Origin of the sequence: Virgibacillus dokdonensis, from assembly GCF_900166595.1 — a bacterium.
Classification (GTDB): Bacteria; Bacillota; Bacilli; order Bacillales; family Amphibacillaceae; genus Virgibacillus; species Virgibacillus dokdonensis.
Window position 1 is genome coordinate 1,882,795 of sequence record NZ_LT745763.1, and the last position, 22,044, is coordinate 1,904,838.

The 22,044-nt window shown below is 36.3% G+C and carries 19 protein-coding genes, 6 tRNA genes and 1 pseudogene; 20 read left to right on the top strand and 6 right to left on the bottom strand.

What is annotated here, in order from left to right; translation table 11 throughout:
- Positions 1-98 precede the first annotated feature (98 nt).
- From B2C77_RS10285 to B2C77_RS10300, 4 genes are read left to right on the top strand one after another with little or no spacing between them, the layout of a single operon-like run.
- Positions 99-818, top strand: coding sequence for a tRNA (adenine(22)-N(1))-methyltransferase (locus tag B2C77_RS10285; protein ID WP_077703527.1), 720 nt, complete (start codon positions 99-101; stop codon positions 816-818).
- Positions 793-1,908, top strand: a complete 1,116-nt coding sequence (locus B2C77_RS10290; RefSeq protein ID WP_077703528.1) for a Nif3-like dinuclear metal center hexameric protein — start codon at positions 793-795, stop codon at positions 1,906-1,908. The genes B2C77_RS10285 and B2C77_RS10290 overlap by 26 nt, the downstream gene beginning before the upstream one ends.
- Positions 1,909-1,940: 32 nt before the next feature.
- Positions 1,941-3,251 (top strand): DEAD/DEAH box helicase, encoded by a 1,311-nt coding sequence (locus B2C77_RS10295; RefSeq protein WP_077703529.1) that lies wholly within the window; start codon positions 1,941-1,943, stop codon positions 3,249-3,251.
- Positions 3,252-3,276: 25 nt separating this feature from the next.
- Positions 3,277-4,170, top strand: a complete 894-nt coding sequence (locus B2C77_RS10300) for a deoxyribonuclease IV (RefSeq protein ID WP_077703530.1) — start codon at positions 3,277-3,279, stop codon at positions 4,168-4,170.
- A gap of 411 nt (positions 4,171-4,581) precedes the next feature.
- Here B2C77_RS10300 and B2C77_RS10305 read toward each other — a convergent pair whose 3' ends face one another.
- Positions 4,582-4,866, bottom strand: coding sequence for a DUF2624 domain-containing protein (locus B2C77_RS10305; protein ID WP_077703531.1), 285 nt, complete (start codon positions 4,864-4,866; stop codon positions 4,582-4,584).
- A 177-nt stretch (positions 4,867-5,043) separates the two neighbouring features.
- Between B2C77_RS10305 and B2C77_RS10310 the strand changes: the two genes are divergently transcribed.
- Entirely contained in the window at positions 5,044-5,424 is a 381-nt protein-coding gene (locus B2C77_RS10310; protein WP_077703532.1) for a hypothetical protein, read from the top strand.
- Positions 5,425-5,466: 42 nt separating this feature from the next.
- Here B2C77_RS10310 and yqfZ read toward each other — a convergent pair whose 3' ends face one another.
- Positions 5,467-5,814, bottom strand: coding sequence for a protein YqfZ (gene yqfZ, locus B2C77_RS10315; protein ID WP_077703533.1), 348 nt, complete (start codon positions 5,812-5,814; stop codon positions 5,467-5,469).
- A 79-nt stretch (positions 5,815-5,893) separates the two neighbouring features.
- Between yqfZ and B2C77_RS10320 the strand changes: the two genes are divergently transcribed.
- Positions 5,894-6,523: an NfeD family protein gene (locus tag B2C77_RS10320; protein WP_077703534.1), complete on the top strand. Its 630-nt coding sequence runs from the start codon at positions 5,894-5,896 to the stop codon at positions 6,521-6,523.
- 516 nt (positions 6,524-7,039) lie between these two features.
- Here B2C77_RS10320 and B2C77_RS10325 read toward each other — a convergent pair.
- Entirely contained in the window at positions 7,040-8,323 is a 1,284-nt protein-coding gene (locus B2C77_RS10325; RefSeq protein ID WP_077703535.1) for an IS110 family RNA-guided transposase, read from the bottom strand.
- A 486-nt stretch (positions 8,324-8,809) separates the two neighbouring features.
- Here B2C77_RS10325 and B2C77_RS10330 point away from each other — a divergent pair, with 486 nt between their 5' ends.
- The 12 genes from B2C77_RS10330 to B2C77_RS10385 all read left to right on the top strand — a co-directional run bounded on the left by B2C77_RS10330 (position 8,810) and on the right by B2C77_RS10385 (position 19,221).
- Positions 8,810-10,435 carry a Na/Pi cotransporter family protein gene (locus tag B2C77_RS10330; protein WP_077703536.1) on the top strand — a complete coding sequence of 542 codons (1,626 nt, stop codon included), beginning with the start codon at positions 8,810-8,812 and terminating at the stop codon, positions 10,433-10,435.
- A 442-nt stretch (positions 10,436-10,877) separates the two neighbouring features.
- A tRNA-Asn gene (locus B2C77_RS10335) sits at positions 10,878-10,952 on the top strand.
- Between the two features lie 4 nt (positions 10,953-10,956).
- Positions 10,957-11,030: transfer RNA gene (locus B2C77_RS10340), tRNA-Met, on the top strand.
- A 20-nt stretch (positions 11,031-11,050) separates the two neighbouring features.
- Positions 11,051-11,126 (top strand) — tRNA-His (locus B2C77_RS10345).
- Between the two features lie 13 nt (positions 11,127-11,139).
- Positions 11,140-11,216: transfer RNA gene (locus B2C77_RS10350), tRNA-Ile, on the top strand.
- Between the two features lie 14 nt (positions 11,217-11,230).
- Positions 11,231-11,323, top strand: a tRNA-Ser gene (locus tag B2C77_RS10355).
- 37 nt (positions 11,324-11,360) lie between these two features.
- Positions 11,361-11,436: transfer RNA gene (locus tag B2C77_RS10360), tRNA-Phe, on the top strand.
- A gap of 237 nt (positions 11,437-11,673) precedes the next feature.
- Complete coding sequence (locus B2C77_RS10365) at positions 11,674-12,285, top strand: superoxide dismutase (RefSeq protein ID WP_077703537.1); 612 nt, start codon at positions 11,674-11,676, stop codon at positions 12,283-12,285.
- A 557-nt stretch (positions 12,286-12,842) separates the two neighbouring features.
- Positions 12,843-14,114, top strand: a complete 1,272-nt coding sequence (locus B2C77_RS10370; RefSeq protein ID WP_077703538.1) for an MFS transporter — start codon at positions 12,843-12,845, stop codon at positions 14,112-14,114.
- 176 nt (positions 14,115-14,290) lie between these two features.
- Complete coding sequence (locus B2C77_RS10375) at positions 14,291-16,357, top strand: peptidoglycan D,D-transpeptidase FtsI family protein (RefSeq protein ID WP_077703539.1); 2,067 nt, start codon at positions 14,291-14,293, stop codon at positions 16,355-16,357.
- A 405-nt stretch (positions 16,358-16,762) separates the two neighbouring features.
- On the top strand, positions 16,763-17,419 hold the full coding sequence (phoU, locus tag B2C77_RS10380) for a phosphate signaling complex protein PhoU (protein ID WP_077703540.1): 657 nt from the start codon (positions 16,763-16,765) through the stop codon (positions 17,417-17,419).
- A 441-nt stretch (positions 17,420-17,860) separates the two neighbouring features.
- A protein-coding gene (locus B2C77_RS10385; protein WP_101933566.1) for an IS3 family transposase occupies positions 17,861-19,221 on the top strand; the annotation gives its coding sequence in 2 pieces (ribosomal slippage) (positions 17,861-18,317 and positions 18,317-19,221; 1,362 coding nt in all).
- 150 nt (positions 19,222-19,371) lie between these two features.
- Here the strand turns inward: B2C77_RS10385 and tnpA are convergent.
- From tnpA to B2C77_RS10400, 3 genes and pseudogenes are all read right to left on the bottom strand, one after another.
- Positions 19,372-19,841, bottom strand: a pseudogene (gene tnpA / locus B2C77_RS10390) (IS200/IS605 family transposase).
- A gap of 175 nt (positions 19,842-20,016) precedes the next feature.
- Entirely contained in the window at positions 20,017-20,598 is a 582-nt protein-coding gene (locus tag B2C77_RS10395) for an endolytic transglycosylase MltG (protein ID WP_077703541.1), read from the bottom strand.
- A 15-nt stretch (positions 20,599-20,613) separates the two neighbouring features.
- Positions 20,614-20,832: a hypothetical protein gene (locus B2C77_RS10400; RefSeq protein ID WP_077703542.1), complete on the bottom strand. Its 219-nt coding sequence runs from the start codon at positions 20,830-20,832 to the stop codon at positions 20,614-20,616.
- A gap of 269 nt (positions 20,833-21,101) precedes the next feature.
- Between B2C77_RS10400 and rpmG the strand changes: the two genes are divergently transcribed.
- Both rpmG and B2C77_RS10410 read left to right on the top strand, forming a co-directional pair.
- Complete coding sequence (gene rpmG, locus B2C77_RS10405) at positions 21,102-21,251, top strand: 50S ribosomal protein L33 (protein WP_010530995.1); 150 nt, start codon at positions 21,102-21,104, stop codon at positions 21,249-21,251.
- Positions 21,252-21,325: 74 nt separating this feature from the next.
- Positions 21,326-21,883: a 5-formyltetrahydrofolate cyclo-ligase gene (locus B2C77_RS10410; RefSeq protein WP_077703543.1), complete on the top strand. Its 558-nt coding sequence runs from the start codon at positions 21,326-21,328 to the stop codon at positions 21,881-21,883.
- Positions 21,884-22,044: the final 161 nt, after the last annotated feature.

Genomic DNA, 22,044 nt, shown 5'->3' on the forward strand with positions numbered 1-22,044 from the left:
AATTCATTGTATTTAAGAGTTGCAGTATAAGAAAAACGATTTTAAAGACTATGTTTTCTAATCTGTAGTATTACATGGAAATTGGAGGGTAGAACGACGTGAAGGCTAAGATTTCAAAACGCCTAAAGTTAGTAGCTTCTTTTCTGTCTACAGGAGCAAAATTTGCAGATATCGGATCTGATCATGCCTATTTGCCGTGCTATGTCTGTCAAAAAGACCCCACAGCAACTGCTGTTGCTGGAGAAGTGAATGTAGGCCCATTTCAAAGGGCTATAGAAACCGTAAAGGCATACGGCTTAGAACAACAAATTGATGTTCGACTTGGTAATGGGCTGGAGGTTTTTGAAGCCGAAGAAGTAAACCAACTGGTGATTGCTGGTATGGGAGGTTCATTAATTCATGATATTTTGGAGAGTGGAAAAACGAAGCTCACCTCGGTGGAGCAGATTATTGCTCAACCAAATGTAGATGCAAGAGCTGTTCGGAAATGGATGATTCATCATGGATTTACGATTACTGATGAAGATATAATAGAAGAGAACAGGCATTGTTATGAGATTATTAATGCAAAGCGGTTAGATACTCCAGATAATAATCAATTAGATGAAAAAGATTTATTGTTTGGCCCCATATTATTGCGTAGTAAACCACCTGCATTTTATAAAAAGTGGAACGAAGAAGCTCGTAAGTTAGAATACGTGTTACAGCAGTTAAAACAAGCGAAGCAAGTAGACCAAAAGAAGTATGAGCAATTTACAAAAGAGTGGAGATGGATGAAGGAGGTATTAAGTAATGAAGCAGGAACTTACTACTCGTGATGTGTTTCAGGTGATAGAGCAACTGGCTCCAAAGACGTTCGCATATGACTGGGATCCAGTTGGTTTGCAAGTTGGAAGTTACAACAAATCAGTAAGTAAAGTAATGGTTACGCTAGATGTGGTGGAAGCAGTTGTTGATGAGGCAATTGAAAAAAACGTAGATGTTATTGTTGCTCATCACCCTTTATTATTTAAAGCCGTACAGAAAATTAATACAAACACATCAATAGGGCGTATTTTACAGAAATTATTGACCAATGATATTACCGTATATGCAGCACATACTAATTTAGATATAGCAAAAAATGGCGTTAACGATGTATTATGTAAAATAATTGGAATAGAAAATACTCATGTTCTAGTTGAGAAAGAAACAGAACAATTGCTCAAGCTGGTTGTTTATGTACCTAAAACCCATATTGAAGAAGTAAGAAATGCAATTAGTGATGCTGGTGTAGGGTATATTGGTAATTACAGTCATTGTACTTTTCAAACAGAAGGACAAGGAACATTCAAGCCTTTAGACGGAACAAATCCATATATTGGAAATGTGAACGAATTAGAAAAGGTGGAGGAAGTGAAGCTAGAATCTATTATGGAAGAAAGCAAGCTGTCTTCTGCATTAACTGCAATTCGTCAATCTCATCCATACGAAGAGCCAGCATACGATGTATATCCATTAAGAAATAAAGGGGAAGTATATGGTCTTGGAAGGATAGGCGAACTAGTAAATCCTACGCAATTATCCGATTTTTGTGAGCAAGTAAAAACAACTTTAGAAGTGGATTGCGTACGCGTTACGGGAAAAATGGATAAGCAAGTGAAAACTGTAGCAGTTCTTGGCGGAAGTGGGGAGAAGTTTATTCATCAAGCTAAGAAAAAAGGGGCAGATGTTTTTATAACAGGTGACGTGACATTTCATCAAGCGCAAGACGCTCAGGAAATGGGGTTAGCAATAATAGATGTTGGTCACTATGCGGAAAGCGTGATGAAAGCTTCTGTACAAGAATACTTGGCAACTAGCCTTAATGGGGATAATGTTGAAATTATAGTATCAACAACGAATACAGATCCATTTCACTATGCATAAGATCATATTTAGAAATGGAAAGGAGTATATGCATGAATTATACATTTCAAGACTTTTCTTTTGCTCCAGTTATGGAGCAAGTAATTAAACAATTAGATTTTCACGAACCAACAGCAATTCAAAAACAGGTTATTCCAGCAGTTTTAGAGGGTAAGAGTGTAGTTGGCCAATCAAAAACAGGTTCAGGAAAAACGCATGCGTTTCTATTGCCGTTGCTAAATGCAATCGATGAGAATAAACAGCAGGTGCAAGTTGTGATAACAGCTCCAACGAGGGAGCTTGCAACACAGTTATATAATGAAGTAAAACAAATCACTCGCTATGCGGATAAAAACGAAATTTGGACAGCAAAGCTATTGGTTGGCGGTACTGATAAACAAAAAATGATGGAAAAATTAAAGCAACCTCCTAAAATTGTTGTCGGAACACCTGGAAGAATATTAGATATGATAAAGGAGAACGCAATATCTATTTACACTGCGAATAGTTTTGTTATCGATGAAGCGGATTTAATGTTGGATTTAGGTTTTATTCAAGAAGTGGATCAGTTACTCGTTCGCTCTCATCCTAAGGTTCAAATTTTGGTTTTTTCCGCAACAATCCCACAACCATTGTATTATTTTTTAAAGAAATATTTACAACAGCCAGTACATGTAAAAATTTCCGATGACATTTATCCAGAAAAGATGGAGCATCGACTAATTTATTTAAAACATAGAAATGAAGCGTCAATTATTGCTGAGATTTCAAAGGTTATTCAGCCATATTTAGCGATTATTTTTACAAATGGAAAAGAAAAAGCGAATGAGTTAGCAGCCTCTCTGCAAGAGAAGGGAATGGAAGTGGGGCTCATTCATGGCGGTTTATCTCCTCGTGAACGTAAGCGTGTATTAAAAGAAATTCAAAACTTACGCTACCAATATATTGTAGCTACGGATCTCGCTGCCCGCGGTATTGACATTAAAGGAGTTAGTCACGTAATTAATGCACAGCTACCGAAAGAAGAGGATTTTTATATTCATCGGGTCGGCAGAACTGCACGTGCGGGTATGGAAGGAACAGCAATCAGCATTTACCAATTTGATGATTTGTCGCTCATTGAAAAGCTAGAAGAAAAAGGTTTAGCTTTTATGTATGTAGATGTTCGCAATGGGGAGTGGCAGGATGCAAAACCTTGGAATCAACGTGTGCTTCGTACAAAACAGGGCACTGATATGGATAAAGAAGCGTGGAAAAGAGTAAAAAAGGCACAGAAAGTAAAGCCTGGATATAAGAAAAAAATGAAACGGGAAAAAGAGATAATTAAAAAACGGTTATCTAAAACCAAGCATAAAAAGAAATAGTTTTAATTTAGGAGAGGTGAATGTCATGTTGAAAATAGGGTCACATGTATCCATGAGCGGAAAGAAAATGTTGCAAGGCTCTTCAGAAGAAGCGGTTTCTTATGGGGCTAATACATTTATGATTTATACCGGCGCACCGCAAAATACGCGAAGAAAGCCAATTGAAGAATTGAATATTGAAGCTGGGAAGGCTCATATGAAAGAGCATGGTATAGAAGAAATTGTAGTTCATGCTCCATACATTATTAATATAGGCAATTCTACAAAACCACAAACATTTCAGTTAGGTGTAGATTTTTTAAGAAGTGAAATCGATCGAACAGATGCAATCGGAGCGAAACAAATTGTCCTTCATCCTGGAGCCCATGTTGGAGCGGGTCCTAAGACAGGTATTAAGCAAATAATTAAAGGGTTGAATGAAGTTCTAGAAAAGGATAAGAATGTACAAATAGCTCTTGAAACAATGGCAGGTAAGGGATCTGAAATAGGAAGAAGTTTTGATGAATTAGCTCAAATTATCGATGGAGTTACTCATAATGAAAAATTATCTGTTTGCTTTGATACTTGTCACGTACATGATGCTGGATATGACATTGTAAATGATTTTGATGGTGTATTACATCAATTTGATAAAATAATCGGGGTCAACCGTATAAAAGTTATTCATATAAATGATAGTAAAAATGAAGTGGGTGCGCATAAAGATAGGCATGAGAACATTGGTTTTGGCTATATTGGCTTTGATGCTTTATCATCTATTATTCATCATCCGCAATTAATGGACTTGCCTAAAATTTTAGAGACACCATATGTAGGAGAAGACAAAAAAAATAAGAAGTCTCCGTATCGTTTGGAGATAGAAATGATCAAATCCAGCCAATTTGACAGTAAACTAAAAGAAAAAATTATCGCACAATAAAATATATCTTGTACTAGTGAGAAACTCTTACTGCCTTTGATTGTTAGCAGCCTTAGAAAGAGACTTGGCGTATCAGCAAGTCCCCCAAAAAACCTTCCCTTTGTTTATAAGATAAGATTAAATATTATGCTTTTCTATAGTGTGAAAAAAGGAAAAAACAAAGTTGGCTTCTAAGAACAGCGCTTTTGCCTAGCTTGTACTGTTTAAGTAGAATTTTCTTATCAGGAACTTCACCTTTATTACAAAAAGTCCTGTGCAGCGAATGCTTTAATGCGCTGTGTTGCTGGAAAAACACTCGCTTGCTACAGGACTTTAGAATTGTGACAAGGAATTTGTGCGCTGCTTTTATATCCTTGTCACACTTAGAATGAGACCTGTGTTGACATGTCACTTTCTTTCAACCAAAACTCCTTATTCAAATAAGTAGCCTAACCCATAAGAGTGAATTAACTCATTAAATAATTTTTGTGCTTTTTTTGCTGTTGCAGGGTCAGTGATGCGTGCTAGTTGTTGAAACATTTGCTTTCGTCCTTCTGCATCAAATGGATCTACAGGATGTTGCTTTAAGTATGCCATTATCATTTCGGCTTCTTGTTGCGTTAGTGAAAACCCGTATTGTTTTCCGTAATGAATTAATTCTTGAGCAGATATTTGTTTTAATTTTTTTTGAACCATATCTTTAATAAAATTTACCATTCTACTATCTCCTTTTACAATATGTTCTACCGTACTATATGTTTTACCTCTTTTAAACTCAACTCGTCCATGCAAATTCTTTTCATCATACGTTTCCAGTTAATAACATCTGTAAAATTGCAGAAAAATCATAAGCTAAGCGTGTACCTCAAATGTACAAAAAGGAGGTCTCGTGTAATGGATCAATATCCCAATCGAGGAATGAAGGATGTTGAAGAACCCCCAAATTATGGTGAGCAGCGTAAAAACCAAGATTTTGTTGGTATAGAACCAGATAGCTCAAGAGATGAGGAATTTGCTGCTGAGATGACTGCAGATGATGCCGATGATACCGATACAGAAATAGCTGGAGATATGGATGAAAATACTACCTTTGGATGGGTCGGTATTGCCTTATCCATTATTTCTTTCTTTATCTGGCCAATTATCTTTGGTGTAGCTGGCATTGTTCTTGGGTTTATGTCAAGAAGTAGGGGAGCTGATGCATTAGGAAATATTGCTATTGCAGCTGGCGCAGTTTCCATTCTTATCACTTTGTTCATTTTACCATTTGTTTAAAAGGAAGGGTTGCCCCTTCCTTTCATCTATGTAAAATAATAATTAACGATCATATAATAATGTTTTACTATATTTTGGGAAATAATATATTTTACCTGTAGTAAGGGAAAAAGGGTCCGCGTTAGGATTACTCAATTTAAAATCGTTTAAAATACGCTTAACATTCAACTCATTTTGTATATTAGGGTTAATTTGTTCTACAATAGAAAGGACCGTATCATTTGGTTCCACCTTAACGGGGACGACATGAAACATCGTTGGAGAAATCATATCACTATGCTTTTCAAGCTCTATTCTAGAATGGGGGCTTTCTTGTGTGATATCCTGATATATGATATATATAGCCATTATACAAATAAATAAGGAAAATAATTTTTTGGGAAAATCCATCGTATGAACTCCTTATCATGAAACCATTATTTACTCCTAAACGTATACATATATAAGTACTGGAGAGGAGGATACGTTTTTGACTGTATTCGAGATGGAATGGATTGGAATTCTCATTACTGGTTTTGCTACTTTATTCCTTATTGGTGAAGTGTTAGTTAATATGCGAGGACTTTTCGGTCTATTAGGAATAGGGTTTATTACTGTATATTTTGGAGCATATGTTGAAACAAGTTCAATTATTATTATGCTTATTATTTACTTTGTTGGATTATTACTTATTATTATTGATGGGAAATTATTAAATGATGGGACACTTGCAACAATTGGTTTAGCAAGTATGCTTACAGCTGTTGCGCTTCCTTCACCAAGTTTCACATCAGGGTTATATGCTGTATTAGGAGTATTACTAGGTGGTGGGTCGTCACTTTTATTCTTAAAAGTTTTTAAACGTAGAGAAATGTGGAACAAAATCACTTTAAAAGACCAATTAACAAAGGAAGCTGGTTATAATTCCATGAATGAAACTTATGAGGGATTGGTAGGTGAAGAAGGCATTACACTTACTGATTTGCGCCCTGTTGGTACAATTCGAATTCATCGTAAAGATTACAGTGCGATATCAAATGGGCAATGGATCGAAAAAGATACAGCCATTAAAGTTGTTCAAGTTGATGGTACCCGTATTCTAGTAGAAAAAATAAATTAATTCATAGTACTCTTGTGTGATAGACTTGGCTTGTTGCCAAGTCTTATGGTGAAATTCTAAATTCTTTGTTTTTCTTATACTATAAACCAAAAAATCTTATACTCCCTCTATATACTAACGTTTTCTCTTGTTTTCTTTGTTTTTCTTAGAATTTCATTTTATTTTTTACTCATTAACGATATTTAAGACCGTGTAAGCATAATTTTTAATGTAGAAGGGTGCACTTAATAAGCCATCCTTCTCTTTTTGAAAAAAATGGGAATTTTCACTGCTATGATCGCACCTTCTCATCCCACAATACTCATGGTGACAAACCCTCCCACATCTCACAGCGTCTTCGCGCATACATTCCTTCGTTCGGTCTATCCATGAAGTGGGGCCGGCGTTGCTTTCCTACAGGGTCATTGCCCGATTGTATAAAAATTGCCGGCTGCTCCGTGCTTCCATTGTTACCTCGTATTTGTATAAAATGAACTTCTTAAAAAACGTCTAAACGGAGGTTTCGTTATTACTTAGTTAAGCTGCACTCTGTAAGCGAAAATGCGGAATATCACGTAACATTTTTTCTGGACTAAAGGCTACTTGTTGTTTACCTACTTTAAATAATATTCGAATTAATTTACAACACAGTGCTATTAATGATTGTTTCTTCTTCAGCGGGTTTTCTTTCCTTGTTGTAAAATACGCATGCATTGCTTTAAATGCAGGATTGTGATTTACCAATGGCAGGATCACTTTAAACAACAGAGCGCGTAGCTTTGGTCGGCCCCTCTTGGTAATGACCGTTTTTCCTTGCCACTTTCCTGATGTTGCTAGTTTGAGATTTAAACCTGCTAATTTAATAATTTGCTCCGGATGGCTATAATTATGGAGATCGCCGACTTCTGCCAGAAATGCAGCGATTGTGACGTCACCTACGCCTTTTATAGCTGCCATTTCCTGTACACAAAGAATCCTACTCGTAAGCCCCTCTATCATTCCCCACAATTCATTTATCTTTTCATGAAGGAGCGTATACTGATCCATTAATGTTTGAATCTTTAGTTTCGCCATGGTTTTTCCTTCTTGGATACCAATGGAATGGCGAGCAGCTTCTTTCAATTGTCTTACTTTTTTTAAGCCAACTCCTCTTTTTACCTCTTTTCGAATTTCTGACAGGATTTCCATTTCATCTTTTTGAGAGATTTCATCTGGAAACAAACCCATTTTTAAAACCTGTAAAGAAGATTGCCCTTCCCAGTTCGCAAAGACAGTCGTGTATTCTGGAAAATACCTGTCTATCCATTGGTGGACGCGTCCTTGTACTGCCTGCAGGTCTTTTCGTAATTGGTCATACATATTCATGCCTTCTCGGAGATCTGCATAGATCCCTTCTGGTAGATGCGGTTCAGAATAACGTCCATCTTGAATTAAGCGTGAAATGACTCTGGCATCTTTTACATCATTTTTTGTTGGGGAATTGTCATCCAGCTCTTTTGATTTTTTTACATGTGCTGGATTTACTACGACTACTTTCAGTTGCTTTTCCATTAGCCAATAGGCCAAAGGAAGCCAATAGTGCCCCGTTGGCTCCATACCAATAATAAAATCGGATTTCTCTTGTTGTATGGCTAATTCATCCATCCAATGAATGAACGTTTGGAAGCCTTCCAACGCGTTTTCAAAGTATAGCGGCTTTCCAAATTGAACCCCGCGGAAATCTTGTGCGCGAGCAACATGTTTATTCTTGGCGATGTCGACCCCAATAATTAAAGATTTGTCTGTCAGTTGTAATATCTTCTCATTTTGTTTATAATTCATGTTAGTCCTCCTTGGTTCATTTTAAGGGTCCAGTTTTGCTCAACAGCATTGGACACCTCGTATCATACCAAGGGGGCATTTTTTGTTCAATCCTCATTTTGCTTTATTACAGGAATGCTTCCCTATAATGCAAAAAAACAGTGTCTAAAAGCGCTGGCTCCCCATTAATAATTAAAATTATCGTTAATTCAACGCATATATGAAAACAAAAATCATTTCCATCTATATCATTTAACATTTAGGTCGATTAAATTTCCTCAGCCTTATTTCTACAAATTATTCCATTAAACCCAAATTTTAAGTATGTATTATTTGTTACTATAAACAGTTCGCTTTTTCTAGTATACAGGTTGGAAAAACAGTGCTTAGTCCCAATTGTAAATTTACTGTTAAGAATACTTATAACACCTTTACAAAAACTTTATATATAATTAATATTGGTATGGTGCGACAAGATTCAACAAGATGGAAGGGTAGGTATAGATTTTGGAAATTGATATTCAAAAACTTATATTTGAATTTATCGGTGGGCTAGGTATTTTCCTTTTAGGTATTAAATATATGGGAGAAGGGCTTCAAAAATCTGCTGGTGATCGGTTGCGAGATATTTTGGATAAATTTACCAGCAATCCGTTTATGGGGGTCCTCGCTGGAATTATCGTTACTATTTTAATACAGAGTAGCTCAGGCACGACTGTCTTAACGGTAGGTCTTGTAAATGCTGGCTTTATGACGTTAAGACAAGCTATTGGCGTCATAATGGGTGCCAATATTGGTACCACGGTGACGGCCTTCATTATTGGAATTGACATAGGGGCCTATGCTTTACCAATCATTGCAGTTGGTTGTTTTCTTATATTTTTCTTTAAAAACCAAAAAACAAACGCGGTTGGACAAGCTGTGTTTGGCTTTGGTGCTTTGTTCTTTGGTTTAGAGCTAATGAGTAATGGAATGAAACCTTTACGCAGCTTAGAGGCCTTTCAAGAATTAACATTAAGTATGAGTGATACCCCAATTCTAGGAGTTGTTATTGGTACTGTATTTACTTTAATTGTTCAAAGCTCTAGTGCAACTATTGGAATATTACAAGGCTTATTCTCTGAAGGAGCAATGGATTTAAAGGCTGCTATACCTGTATTGTTTGGAGATAATTTAGGTACAACAATTACTGCTATCTTAGCTTCACTAGGAGCAACAGTTGCAGCAAAGCGTGCTGCGTTAACACATGTTATTTTTAACCTTATTGGAGCGACCGTTTTTCTAATTATTCTTGATTTGTTTACAGTCTTTGCTGGATTTTTACAGGATCAATTTGCACTAAGTCCAGAAATGACCATAGCGTTTGCTCATGGAAGCTTTAATATAACGAATACCATTATGCAATTTCCGTTTATTGGTGCTTTGGCTTGGATAGTAACGAAAATGGTTCCTGGTGAAGACTCCATCATTGAATATAAACCACAACATTTGGATCCCATTTTTATACAGCAATCTTCTTCATTAGCATTAGATCAAGCAAAATCAGAGCTTGTGCGCATGGGAGAGTATGCTTATAAAGGTTTGGAAGAAACCAATAAATATTTAAATACACATTTAATAAAACATGCTGAAATGGCGATGCAAATTGAAGGCGCCCTTAATAATTTAGATCGAAAAATAACCAATTATTTGATAAGTTTGTCGAAAGAATCGCTTTCAGAGTTGGAAAGTGCTAAACATTCAACATTATTGGATTCCGTACGAGATGTGGAACGAATTGGGGATCATTTTGAAAACATTGTTGAACTTATCGACTATAAAATTTCCAATAAAGTACACCTAACAGATGGTGCAAAAGAAGATTTAAATGAAATGTTTGAATTAACTATATCTACCGTAAAACAAGCGATTGAATCATTGGAAAATATGAATCGAGAAGAAGCCCTTTCTGTAATACAAAAAGAAGATCAAATAGATAAGATGGAAAGGAATTTCCGCAAACGCCATATTATACGTATGAATGAAGGTACCTGTAGCGGATCTGGTGGTATTGTGTTTGTAGATATCCTTAGTAATTTAGAACGAATTGGGGATCATGCAGTTAATATAGCAGAAGACGTTTTAGGAGAATAGCTTTTTTAAACAGCCTCGACCTTAGTTAAGATCGAGGCTGTTTATGCGCATCCCTGGTCTAAACGCTACTGATGTTGTGATTTAAAGGTCCTTAAATGATTAACGCTTATTGTCTAGGCGTTTCCTATAGCTAAAAACATAGGTCGAATTTTCTGAAGTGAGGGGCTTGCAGTGCTTTAGATGTCGTATAAATGGAATGTTTTATCCATAGTGTATATATTTCTATATAGGAAAATAGAATATTTGAACTTTAATTTTAGTATTGCATTTATATCCAAATAATGCTATAGTTAATATTGTCGTTTTAAGAGATGTCATTAATACATATACATAGTTTTTAATAGGAATAAAATTTCTTTAAAAAAAAGATTGACAAAACTTGTCGAAAGTGGTAAATTATATCTTGTCGCTATAATAAGTAACAACGTTATAGCCTTTCTGTTCCACAGTAGCTCAGTGGTAGAGCAATCGGCTGTTAACCGATCGGTCGTAGGTTCGAATCCTACCTGTGGAGCCAATTTGGCGGTGTAGCTCAGCTGGCGAGAGCGTACGGTTCATACCCGTGAGGTCGGGGGTTCGATCCCCTCCGCCGCCACTTTTGTTTAAATACGTACGGCGGTCGTGGCGAAGTGGTAAACGCACCGGATTGTGGCTCCGGCATACGTGGGTTCGATCCCCACCGGTCGCCCCATAATGAAAGAATTGGACCCTTAGCTCAGTTGGTTAGAGCTATCGGCTCATAACCGATCGGTCGCAGGTTCGAGTCCTGCAGGGTCCACCATTATTTATTGGTTTGGAGGTATACCCAAGTCTGGCTGAAGGGATCGGTCTTGAAAACCGACAGGGGTGTAACAGCCCGCGGGGGTTCGAATCCCTCTACCTCCTCCATATATAACAATAGGAAAGCAAAACAATTTAATATGTTGGCTCGGTAGCTCAGTCGGTAGAGCAAGGGACTGAAAATCCCTGTGTCGGCGGTTCGATTCCGTCCCGAGCCACCATCTTAGAACAAGCACTGGCTTGTTTTTTTGTGTTTTTATTTTATACGATAGGAAAAGATTTTTTTATTATATAGTATGAGTAAGACAAGCTTTTGTCATGCCAGGTTTTTTTAATGATGTTCATATGGTAAATAAATGCATATAATTTGCAACTAATTAAAAGCTTTGATACCCTTTGAATTAAAGGGTGAATATTCGATCCTTTTAAAACAAAATGGATATGAGGAGGAAGTATTAATGGCTACATTTGAATTACCTGAACTACCATATGCTTACGATGCACTTGAGCCTACGATTGACAAGGAGACTATGAACATTCACCATACGAAGCATCATAACACGTATGTTACTAAATTAAATAGTGCTTTGGAAGGGCATGCTGAGCTTCAAAACAAATCACTACAAGATTTGATTAGCAATTTAGATGCTGTACCAGAAAACATTCGTACAGCAGTTAGAAATAATGGTGGTGGACATGCTAACCACAGTCTTTTTTGGAAGGTTCTTTCACCAAACGGTGGCGGCGAACCAACTGGTGAACTTGCTACAAAAATAGATGAAGCGTTTGGTAGCTTTGATAAGTTCAAAGAGCAATTTGAAAGCGCGGCAGCTGGCCGCTTTGGATCAGGTTGGGCTTGGTTAGTACTTCATAACGGAAATCTTGAAATTATGAGTACTCCTAACCAAGACTCTCCATTAATGGAAGGTAAAACGCCAATTTTTGGTGTAGATGTTTGGGAACATGCATATTACCTAAAATATCAAAACAGACGTCCTGAATATCTTTCATCCATTTGGAATGTTGTTAATTGGGATGAAGTAGCTAAAAACTATAACGAGGCTAAGTAAAAATAGTTTAAAAAAGCATGTGTGAATTCACATGCTTTTTTAATATCTAGAAAATATAAAATGATGTGCTTGTGGGGAACGAAATAACCGAATAGTCACGTCCAGCTTTATCGCGCAGCAATAAGTCATCATTGGTCGGGTTCGTCACCTCACGTGATTCCTTTATCTTCGTTGCTTTGTTCCATTCGTTACGTTGCTATATGGATATGGGGAATTGCGCCTTTGTTTTACTGTAGGAAAGTATATACGAGTTTAAAGGTTTATAGCAGCTCGTCATAAGACTGGACGACAGCCACATTTTTCTAATTGCACTTATAGAAATTTATCCTATGGCATGAGCTTTTTAAAAAATGGGGGAGGAAACCTTATAACCACCGTTAGCGACCGCTAGTAAGATCACATCATAATTAGCCACGTTTAACGTCAACGAATTCTTTCCAATAGAATGATTACTTCTATTCTTCTTGTTAGGCTGCTATTTTTGTAATCCATGGGTATTTGTATATCTGTTCCTTATTTGCTCAAACTAGTAGTAAGAATAAAAAGGGGAATCAGACATGCAGAAAAGCCGCTTTTTTTATTTTGGTAATACAAATATGAATAAGGATTTTATCTTTTTGCTTGTTATTGGCGGTTTATATTCATTAGGGCTATTTTTGTCCAATACGTTTGTAAACATTTACCTATGGAAGCAGTCGGGAGATTATGTAACAATCGCTGTATATAATTTAGCTATTTACATTTTTCAACCAATTACCTTTATTATTGCTGGTAGATTAGCTAAAAAAGTGGACAGAGTAATTGTGTTACGACTAGGAGTAACTTTTCTATCGTTATTCTTTCTAAATGTTCTTTTAATAGGTGATAAAGCTTCCTATTTTAACTTTCTTTTAGGTGGTTTGCTCGGTATAGGGTATGGGTTCTATTGGCTAGCGTTTAATGTATTGACTTTTGAAATTACTGAACCAGATACAAGAGATTTTTTTAATGGTTTTTTAGGAGTGTTACAATCATTTAGTGGTATGGTAGGTCCTTTATTAGCAGGTTTTATTATCGCTAGAATGGAAGCGAATATTGGCTATACCATTATATTTACTATTTCTTTTATCATGTTCATTTGTGCTGTAGTCATTAGTTTTTTTTTAAAGCCGCGAAAAGCAGAAGGCGATTTTTATTTTCGTCGTGTGCTAACAGAACGTTCCCATAATAAAAACTGGAAAAGAATTCAAAATGCCCACATCTTTCAAGGGCTTCGCGAAGGAATATTTGCGTTTATTATTGCGATTTGGGTGTTTTTAATTACCCAAAGTGAGTTTGCTTTAGGGATGTTTAATTTAGTTTTTTCTGGTCTTTCACTCGTGTTTTATTTTATTGGAACAAAATTTATTAAGCCCTCTATGCGAAAAAAATCAATCTTACTTGGCAGTCTAATCTTATACTTTGCCATTGCTTTAATTATTTTTGACATTAGCTACGCACAATTGTTAATTTATGCTGTATTTATTGGGATTGCCTATCCTATTATTATGATTCCATATGTTTCCTTAACATATGATGTTATTGGGAAAGCTTGGAAGGCGAAGGAATATCGTGTGGAATACATTGTTGTACGTGAGTTATTCGTGAATATTGGTCGGGTTACATCCATTTCTGTTTTTTTACTAGCGATTACCTTTTTACAAGCTGAGATAATAATTCCCTATTTATTGGCTCTTTTTGGCGCAGGGCATATTTTCATCTATTTGTTTGTGAAAAAAATTTACTTGGAAAGTAATATGGAAAAACAAGTTTTTATAAAAGATCAGTTTACAAATGAAAAAAATCGTTAGTAAATTGGATTGTGCTTAAAATGTAATTTTTTTACTTTCAACACGGTTGTTAAGTAAGACAAATTTTCTAATATTGGATGAGTGACTTTAAAAATTGAAAAATAGGTGAAATATATAGCATGAAAATGATATAATGAATACTGCTTAATAAACATGTAGATCTTGGGGGAGAAACAATGAACAAAAAGAAGAAAAAAGCGCAACTTCCCTTTCGTATAAACCTATTGTTTTTTATCATTTTTCTAATGTTTGCAGGGCTAATATTGCAGTTAGGAGTTGTGCAAATATTAAACGGAGAGGAATTTCAAGAAGAAATTGAGCGTACTGTAAAAGATACAACGAAGGTTCCTGTCCCTAGGGGAAAGATTTATGATAGCAAACATCAAGTCATTGTCGATAATAAACCACTCTATTCCATTACGTACACCCCGCCCAAAGGGGTACAAGCTGAAGATCGCTTAGAAGTAGCAGAAAAACTTGCCAAGTATATTTCTATGGATAGTGATGGTGTAACAGAGCGCAATAAAAAGGAATATTGGTACTTGAAAAATAAAGAAATGGCAGATAAACGTTTAAAAGAAGAAGAAGCTGCTGAATTAGACAATGCGGAACAATACAACACTATTTTGGACAGAATTACGGAAGAGGAAATATCTGGTTTTTCTAAACAAGAATTAGAAGTAATTGCAATTAAAACGGAGTTAGATAAAGCTTATTCACTAACGCCGCAAATTGTAAAAAACGAAGATGTCACTGCGGAAGAATATGCTCAAGTTTCTGAGCATTTAGCGGAACTTCCTGGTATTAATGCGACTACAGATTGGAATAGAGACTACCCATTTAATGATACAATGAGAAGTTTGCTTGGATCGATAACATCGCAAGAACAAGGGATACCTGCGGATAAAGAAGAGAACTTTCTAACGAAAGGATACAGCAGGAATGATCGTGTAGGTAAAAGCGGTTTAGAAGAATATTATGAAGATGTACTTCGTGGTCGTAAAGAACAAATTCAATATACAACCACAAAGTCTGGGGATGTAGTGGATAGCAATACCGTAGTGGAAGGTAGACGTGGAAAAGATCTAGTGTTAACTATGGATATCGATTTCCAAGAAAAAGTCGATAAAATTGTACGAGAAGAGTTGAAAACTGCAGTTCAAAAACATCCTTATGAGAACAGGTATTTAAAAGATGCGCTAGCAGTAGTAATGAATCCTAAAACGGGCGAAATATTAGCTGTAAGCGGTCAAACAAGAGATGGTAATGACTATAAGGATGCAACGATTAAAACACTTTATGATGCACATCGTCCAGGGTCAGTTGTAAAAGGGGCAACGGTACTAGCTGGTTTAGAGTCAGGTGTCATATCTCCGGGGCAGCGTTTTAATGATTCACCGTTAAAAATTAAAGGGACACCACAAAAGGGGTCTTATAGAAGTTTAGGTTCAGTCAATGATATCGATGCGTTGAAAAAATCATCCAACGTATATATGTTTTACATTGGGTTAAAAATGGGAGGCGAAAATCGATATCCTTTCCCAAACAACTCAAAAGCAGCATTTGATCCAGCAGCTTGGCAAGAAATGCGCAATTACTTTCAACAGTTTGGACTAGGAGTCAGAACGGGTATTGATTTTCCATATGAAAGTATCGGGTATGAAGGACCTAAAATGTCTAACGCAGGGCTTTTAATGGACCAAGCTATTGGACAGTATGATACGTATACAACGATGCAGCTGGCGCAGTATGTCTCCACAATTGCTAATAATGGTTACCGGACACAGCCGCATTTCTTAAAGGAAATACGGGAACCGAGTAGATCGGATAAGCAATTAGGGGGTGTATATCGTAGTGAAAATACAAAAGTGTTAAACCAAATTCAAATGGACCAATCCTATATTGAGCGCGTTCAAGAAGGATTTCGTCAAGCTTTTCAAGAACAAGGGGGAACAGTATATTCTTTCGGTAGTTCCAAGGATTACAAACCGGCGGGAAAATCTGGTACAGCACAAAATGAGATTTATGAAGATGGTGAGTTGGTTGCTGAAACAGAGAACCTCTCCTTAATAGGTTATGCACCTTATGATGATCCAGAAATTGCTCTTGCGGTAATGGTTCCCAATACAGGGCTAGGCAATGGTTATCGGATTAACTATGAGATTGGTTTTAAAATAATGGATGCATATTTTAATGCGCAGAAAGATAACAACAAAGATGACAAAGAACAAGAAGATGAATAGAAAAATAGCGTACAGATATATTTCTGTACGTTTTTTTTGTGAGCTAAAAAAGGCTCGTATTTAGTAGAGTGGCGTTATCTACTTGTGCAAAAGGTGTTTTATATCGAATATAAAGTACTGTTAGATTCTTCCACTTTATGAATAAGAGATGTGGTCTGAACAATTCGGGAGATAACAGCACCTAAATCCCAATTTGTTCAGAGGACTCTAGTTCATACCCTTGGGCTACTAACAATAAGTGGAGAATAAAGAATACCCCCCCGCTAATTATAAATTCACTTTATATGGAATGATTGATGAAGGTCATGTATTAACATAAAATTTACAAAAAATTAACGGTGCATCAATATTAAGTACATACTGTTTTGCTATGATGGTAGCACGTGAATAAAAAGGAGGTATTTTATGCAGACGAGAGGGCAGTTTGACCAAGAACTGAAAGAAATAGATCAAGAAATTGTTGAATTAGCTAATTTAACAGAGAAAGCATTGGATAATGCTGTTCGGGCGTTATTCAATCAAGATATTGGCTTGGCAGAACAAGTTATTGAAGGCGATAAAGTAATTGATAAAAAAGACTTAGAAATTAATGATAAAGTAGTGCTGTTAATAGCTAAACAAAACCCTGTTGCAACAGATTTGCGTCGTTTAATAACAGCCATTAAAATTGTCGCTGATTTAGAGCGAATGGCAGATAATGCAAGAAATATTGCGAGGTCTACAATCAGGTTAGGGGAAAGTAGGGAAGTATCTATTCCAACCCGTTTAAACGCTATGCAAGATACATTAGTAAACATGTTACACACAGCCATAACAGCTTTTACAGAAGAAGATGGTAAACTCGCTGGACAATTAGCAGAAATGGATGACGCTGTAGATAAAGAAAATAAGCTTATTTTAAGTGAATTATTAGGCGAGACGGCAACAAACCCAGATAAGATCCAATACATTATGCAAATTTCTCTATGCTCCAGATATTTGGAGCGATTTGGTGATCATATAACCAATATCGGAGAAAGTATTTTATACTTGATTAAAGGGGAAAATTATAATTTAAACTAATAAGCATGTTTTACTATGAACAAAGGCGTAAAAGCCTGTTTAGCAACTTAGCGAATGGGACGAATCAATGGAGATAAAGTGGGGAACCGGGCCACATTTGATTATTTCGATCTCCACAAGCACATCTTTTATATTTTCCTGTACAAGAACAAAGGCGCAAGCGCCCAGTTAGCAACGTAGCGAGTGGAACGAAACGACTGAGATAAAGGAATCATGGTGAGACGGTGTTTGATGACTTATCGTAAGGCGATTCGTGAAGTCGCCTAGTTGCTGGGCGCTGGAGCCGGACGTGGCTAAATAACTTAGTTAGTTTATCCACAGCTGCAAAAGTTTATGCAACGCTAGTGATAATTTCCTAGACAACAAATCAAAACCACCAGTGTGAATGAACTGCACCCCAATTTTTAGACACAACTCTAATAAATGGAGGTGCAGTTTTTTATGGCTAAATTCACCAATGTTGAAAAAATACAAGCAGTCATTCGCTATCAAAGTGGTGCAGAAGGCGTAAAGTCAATGGCTAAATCCATAGGAGTTGACCATTCAGTCCTCTTAAATTGGATTAAACAATATGAATATCACGGAGAAAAAGCTTTTGAAAAATGCTATACATCTTACACATTGCAGTATAAACTAGATGTACTTAATTATATGAACGAACAAGGGACATCTATCCGGGAAACAGCAGCGATCTTTAATATTTCTACACATTCCACGCTTTTACAATGGAAAAAGCAATTGGAAGCAGAAGGAATAGATGCCCTAGAACCAAAGAAAAAGGGGCGTCCATCCATGAAAAAAAGTTCTGATCATACATCTAAAAAGCAAAAGCCGGATGAAGGGACTCCGGAAGCATTACAAGCAGAAATAGATCGTTTACGCATGGAGAATGCCTATTTAAAAAAGTTGAATGCCTTAGTTCAAAACAAGGAGAAATTACCAAACAGGACAAAGCGCAAGTAGTCTATGAACTAAGGCATGAATTCCCTGTGAAGGCACTTCTGCAGCTGGCAGAGATTCCACGTAGCACGTACTACTATATAGTAAGTAAATTCGGACTTCCGGATAAAGATGTGGAGTTGAAAAAGCTGATTCAAGCTATCTACGATGAGCATCAAGGACGTTATGGATACCGCCGTATCCGGGACGAGCTATGGAATCGAGGGCATAAGGTAAACCATAAAAAAGTCCAACGCATCATGAAAGAATTAGGTTTAAAAAGCCTAGTTCGAATGAAAAAATATCGCTCTTACAAAGGAAAGGTTGGCAATATCGCACCAAATATTTTAGATCGGAACTTTAATGCCGAAAAGCCAAATCAAAAATGGGTAACGGATATTACAGAGTTTAAATTATTTGGGGAGAAACTCTATCTTTCACCTATACTGGATTTATATAATGGGGAAATCATTGCCTATACAATCGACTCTAGACCTACTTATTCACTTGTATCGGAAATGTTGGAGAAATCATTTAAACGGTTATCAGAGGAAGATGCACTGCTTATTCATTCGGATCAAGGCTGGCATTATCAAATGAAACAATATCAGCACGCCTTGAGAGAAAGATTGATTACGCAAAGTATGTCACGTAAAGGCAACTGTTATGATAATGCCGTTATTGAAAACTTCTTTGGCATTATGAAATCAGAATTTCTTTATTTAAATGAATTCGAAAGTATAGAGCATTTTAAGCAAGAGCTAGAAAAATATATAGAATACTATAACAACAAACGAATCAAGGCAAAACTAAAAGGCCTGAGCCCGGTACAATACCGAATTCAGACTTTAATAGCTGCTTAGTAAAATTATCTGTCTAACTTTATGGGGTCACTTCAGAACTGGTGGTTTGCTCTGCGGCTGGAAACCTCTGTTGCCGGCCTCGGCCTAAAAGGCCCACTGAATGGTTTTCCCTTCTGCACCACACTCACTCGCTGATTCTAAAAGAATCTCTTATTTCTTTTTATTTTTCTTCCCGGTGAACGGATCAAATTCTTCAAATAAAGTTAACTGATCACTCATGTAGTCCTCTTTAAGCTGATTTCGTATATATTCTTGGATTTGATTTTTATTTCTTCCCACCGTATCTACAAAGTAGCCTCGACACCAGAACTTTCGATTTCCATATCTATACTTTAAGTTGGCGTGACGGTCAAAGATCATTAAACTACTTTTCCCTTTTAAGTAACCCATGAATTGAGATACACTCAGTTTTGGTGGTATACTCACCAACATATGGATGTGGTCCCTGCATGCATTTGCTTCGTGTATTTCAACATCTTTTCTGTCGCAGAGTTCTCTGATTATTTTTCCTATACTTTTTTTTATTTTCCATAGATAATTTGCCTTCTATATTTTGGTGCAAAAACTAAATGATACTTACATCTCCACTGCGTATGTGCTAAACTATTCTTGTCCTTCATTGGACATGCCTCCTTCTGTGGTGAGATTTGGTGGTCGGGAAACCAACCTTATCTTACCATGAAGAGAGGCTTTTTTTGACACCACTCTAGAAGCTTTCTGGAACCCCCGGCATAGCCAGGGGTTTTTTAAGACCATAATAAAAAAACGAAGAAGCAGATTTACCTGCTTCTTCGTTTATCTTGTAATGGCTTCAGCGATTTCGTACAGACTCATATCGCTAGATACTTTAAATTCTCCAAGTTGTACCTTTTTACTGTAATCATTATCTTCTAGATAGTCATTGAATTTCGATGCGTCATCGATAATTCCATTCTTTTCTAGTTTTTCACTTATATCGGAAGAAGGCTTTCCCTCTTCAATTTTTAATGTGTATGTTTTCTTATCCTTTTCTTTCTTTTCATCTCTCTTTTGCTTATCCTTTTCTTCCTTTTGACCTTCATCTTTTTTCGAATCTTGGTCACTTTTCGGTTTGTCGCTTTCTTCCTTATTTTTGGAATCTTCTTCTGCAGATTTAGCTTTTGTTTCTGGTTGTTCTTCATTTTTTGCAGCAGTTGTTTTAGCTTCATCCACAGAAACGGCAACATATTCTGAATTTGTTAGCACATGATAACCTTTATCCTCTACTAAAGCTACTAGCTCCTTGTCGGATAAGCTATCTGCTGTTTGAGTGCTCCCATTTGTAATAAAATAAACCCCTAACATAATTATTCCAGCTGTTAGGAGACCAATACCAAAAAGACGTATAGGTTGTTTCATCTTGTCCTCCTCCCTTTAAGATTTATTTTCTATACGATTGTCTGTGAAGTCCTCCGTTAATAGTTCCTCTTCCAGAATCTTAATTTTCTTTTTCATTTGATATGTATCTTGCATCGTTGTAATGGAGAATTGTTCTAATTGACTTTCAACCTGCTCGATTCGATCATTCATGAAAAAGGAAATAGCAAGTAAAACGATTCCGACTGCAATAATGGTAATAATTGCATATATCATCTGCTCCCCTCCTTCTACTCACTACTAGTTATAACATAAAATACTGTCGAAATGCCATTACAATTTGATTATTTTTTTGACATTGGAGAAATACAACATATATGAAACCATATAACCATTGGCCAAATCTGATTCGATTAAAAATGACAAATTGATGCTTATGTATTTAAATTCTTGCTAGAACGGCTAACATTTGGTATTATAAATAAGTCTGAAATGAAATTATTGCTAACGAGGCAACAATTTGGTAAAGTTTGGAGGGATAAATGATGCGCGTAAACATTACTTTAGCTTGTACAGAAACAGGAGATCGTAATTACATTTCTACTAAAAATAAACGTACTAATCCTGAGCGTTTAGAGCTTATGAAATACAGCCCACGTCTAAAAAAACACACTCTACATCGTGAAACAAAATAACGATAATAATAGAACCTTTATCTTGTAGATAAAGGTTCTATTATTATTATTTATTTGAAAAGGGGGCGAGCTTCTTGAAAAAAGACCAACTCCGAAATGCCACTATTTATGCTTTAAAACAACTAACCCCAGAGCAAAAAGGAGATATTAACCACCAATTGCATCGACACCTAATGACCTCGACACTTTGGAAAAACGCTATTACAATCGGTATTACTATCTCGAAAGGATTTGAATGGGATACTTATGAATTAATTAACCAAGCTTGGCGGCAAGGTAAAAAGATATGTGCCCCAAAGTGTGACCCAAAATTTAAAACGATGGATTTTTATAAGTTTCAAACCTTCAAACAACTAGATGAAGTATACTATCATCTTTTAGAGCCTATTCCAAGTGAAACCGAGTATATTGCTCCGGAAACCATTGATTTGTTGCTTGTGCCAGGTATTGTTTTTGATCCAGATGGTTATCGTATAGGATTTGGTGGCGGCTATTATGACCGTTTTTTAGCAGGGTTTCTCAATCAAACTGTTTCTATATTACACAGTAGCCAACTTGTACCATCGATACCGAAAAACACATTTGATTTACCTGTTCAGCATTTAATAACAGAAGAAGGTTTAGTACGTTAAGTCAGCTAAAGTGCTTTATTTTTTCTATATAAGCTTCCTAATGGACTGGTATAATATAAATATTTTATGTGAAGTTTATTTTGTACCTTAGGAAAATAAAAAAGTTTAAAGGAATATAGTATAAGAAGCACTAATGATTTACCCGTATTTGGCGACAAGCC

Bases quoted from the DNA above. Each gene is read 5' to 3' on its own strand.
- B2C77_RS10290 (WP_077703528.1), top strand. From the start codon at position 793: ATGAAGCAGGAACTTACTACTCGTGATGTGTTTCAGGTGATAGAGCAA.
- B2C77_RS10295 (WP_077703529.1), top strand. From the start codon at position 1,941: ATGAATTATACATTTCAAGACTTTTCTTTTGCTCCAGTTATGGAGCAA.
- B2C77_RS10300 (WP_077703530.1), top strand. From the start codon at position 3,277: ATGTTGAAAATAGGGTCACATGTATCCATGAGCGGAAAGAAAATGTTG.
- B2C77_RS10305 (WP_077703531.1), bottom strand. From the start codon at position 4,866: ATGGTAAATTTTATTAAAGATATGGTTCAAAAAAAATTAAAACAAATA.
- B2C77_RS10310 (WP_077703532.1), top strand. From the start codon at position 5,044: ATGGATCAATATCCCAATCGAGGAATGAAGGATGTTGAAGAACCCCCA.
- yqfZ (WP_077703533.1), bottom strand. From the start codon at position 5,814: ATGGATTTTCCCAAAAAATTATTTTCCTTATTTATTTGTATAATGGCT.
- B2C77_RS10325 (WP_077703535.1), bottom strand. From the start codon at position 8,323: ATGAATTATAAACAAAATGAGAAGATATTACAACTGACAGACAAATCT.
- B2C77_RS10365 (WP_077703537.1), top strand. From the start codon at position 11,674: ATGGCTACATTTGAATTACCTGAACTACCATATGCTTACGATGCACTT.
- B2C77_RS10370 (WP_077703538.1), top strand. From the start codon at position 12,843: ATGCAGAAAAGCCGCTTTTTTTATTTTGGTAATACAAATATGAATAAG.
- B2C77_RS10375 (WP_077703539.1), top strand. From the start codon at position 14,291: ATGAACAAAAAGAAGAAAAAAGCGCAACTTCCCTTTCGTATAAACCTA.
- phoU (WP_077703540.1), top strand. From the start codon at position 16,763: ATGCAGACGAGAGGGCAGTTTGACCAAGAACTGAAAGAAATAGATCAA.
- B2C77_RS10395 (WP_077703541.1), bottom strand. From the start codon at position 20,598: ATGAAACAACCTATACGTCTTTTTGGTATTGGTCTCCTAACAGCTGGA.
- B2C77_RS10400 (WP_077703542.1), bottom strand. From the start codon at position 20,832: ATGATATATGCAATTATTACCATTATTGCAGTCGGAATCGTTTTACTT.
- rpmG (WP_010530995.1), top strand. From the start codon at position 21,102: ATGCGCGTAAACATTACTTTAGCTTGTACAGAAACAGGAGATCGTAAT.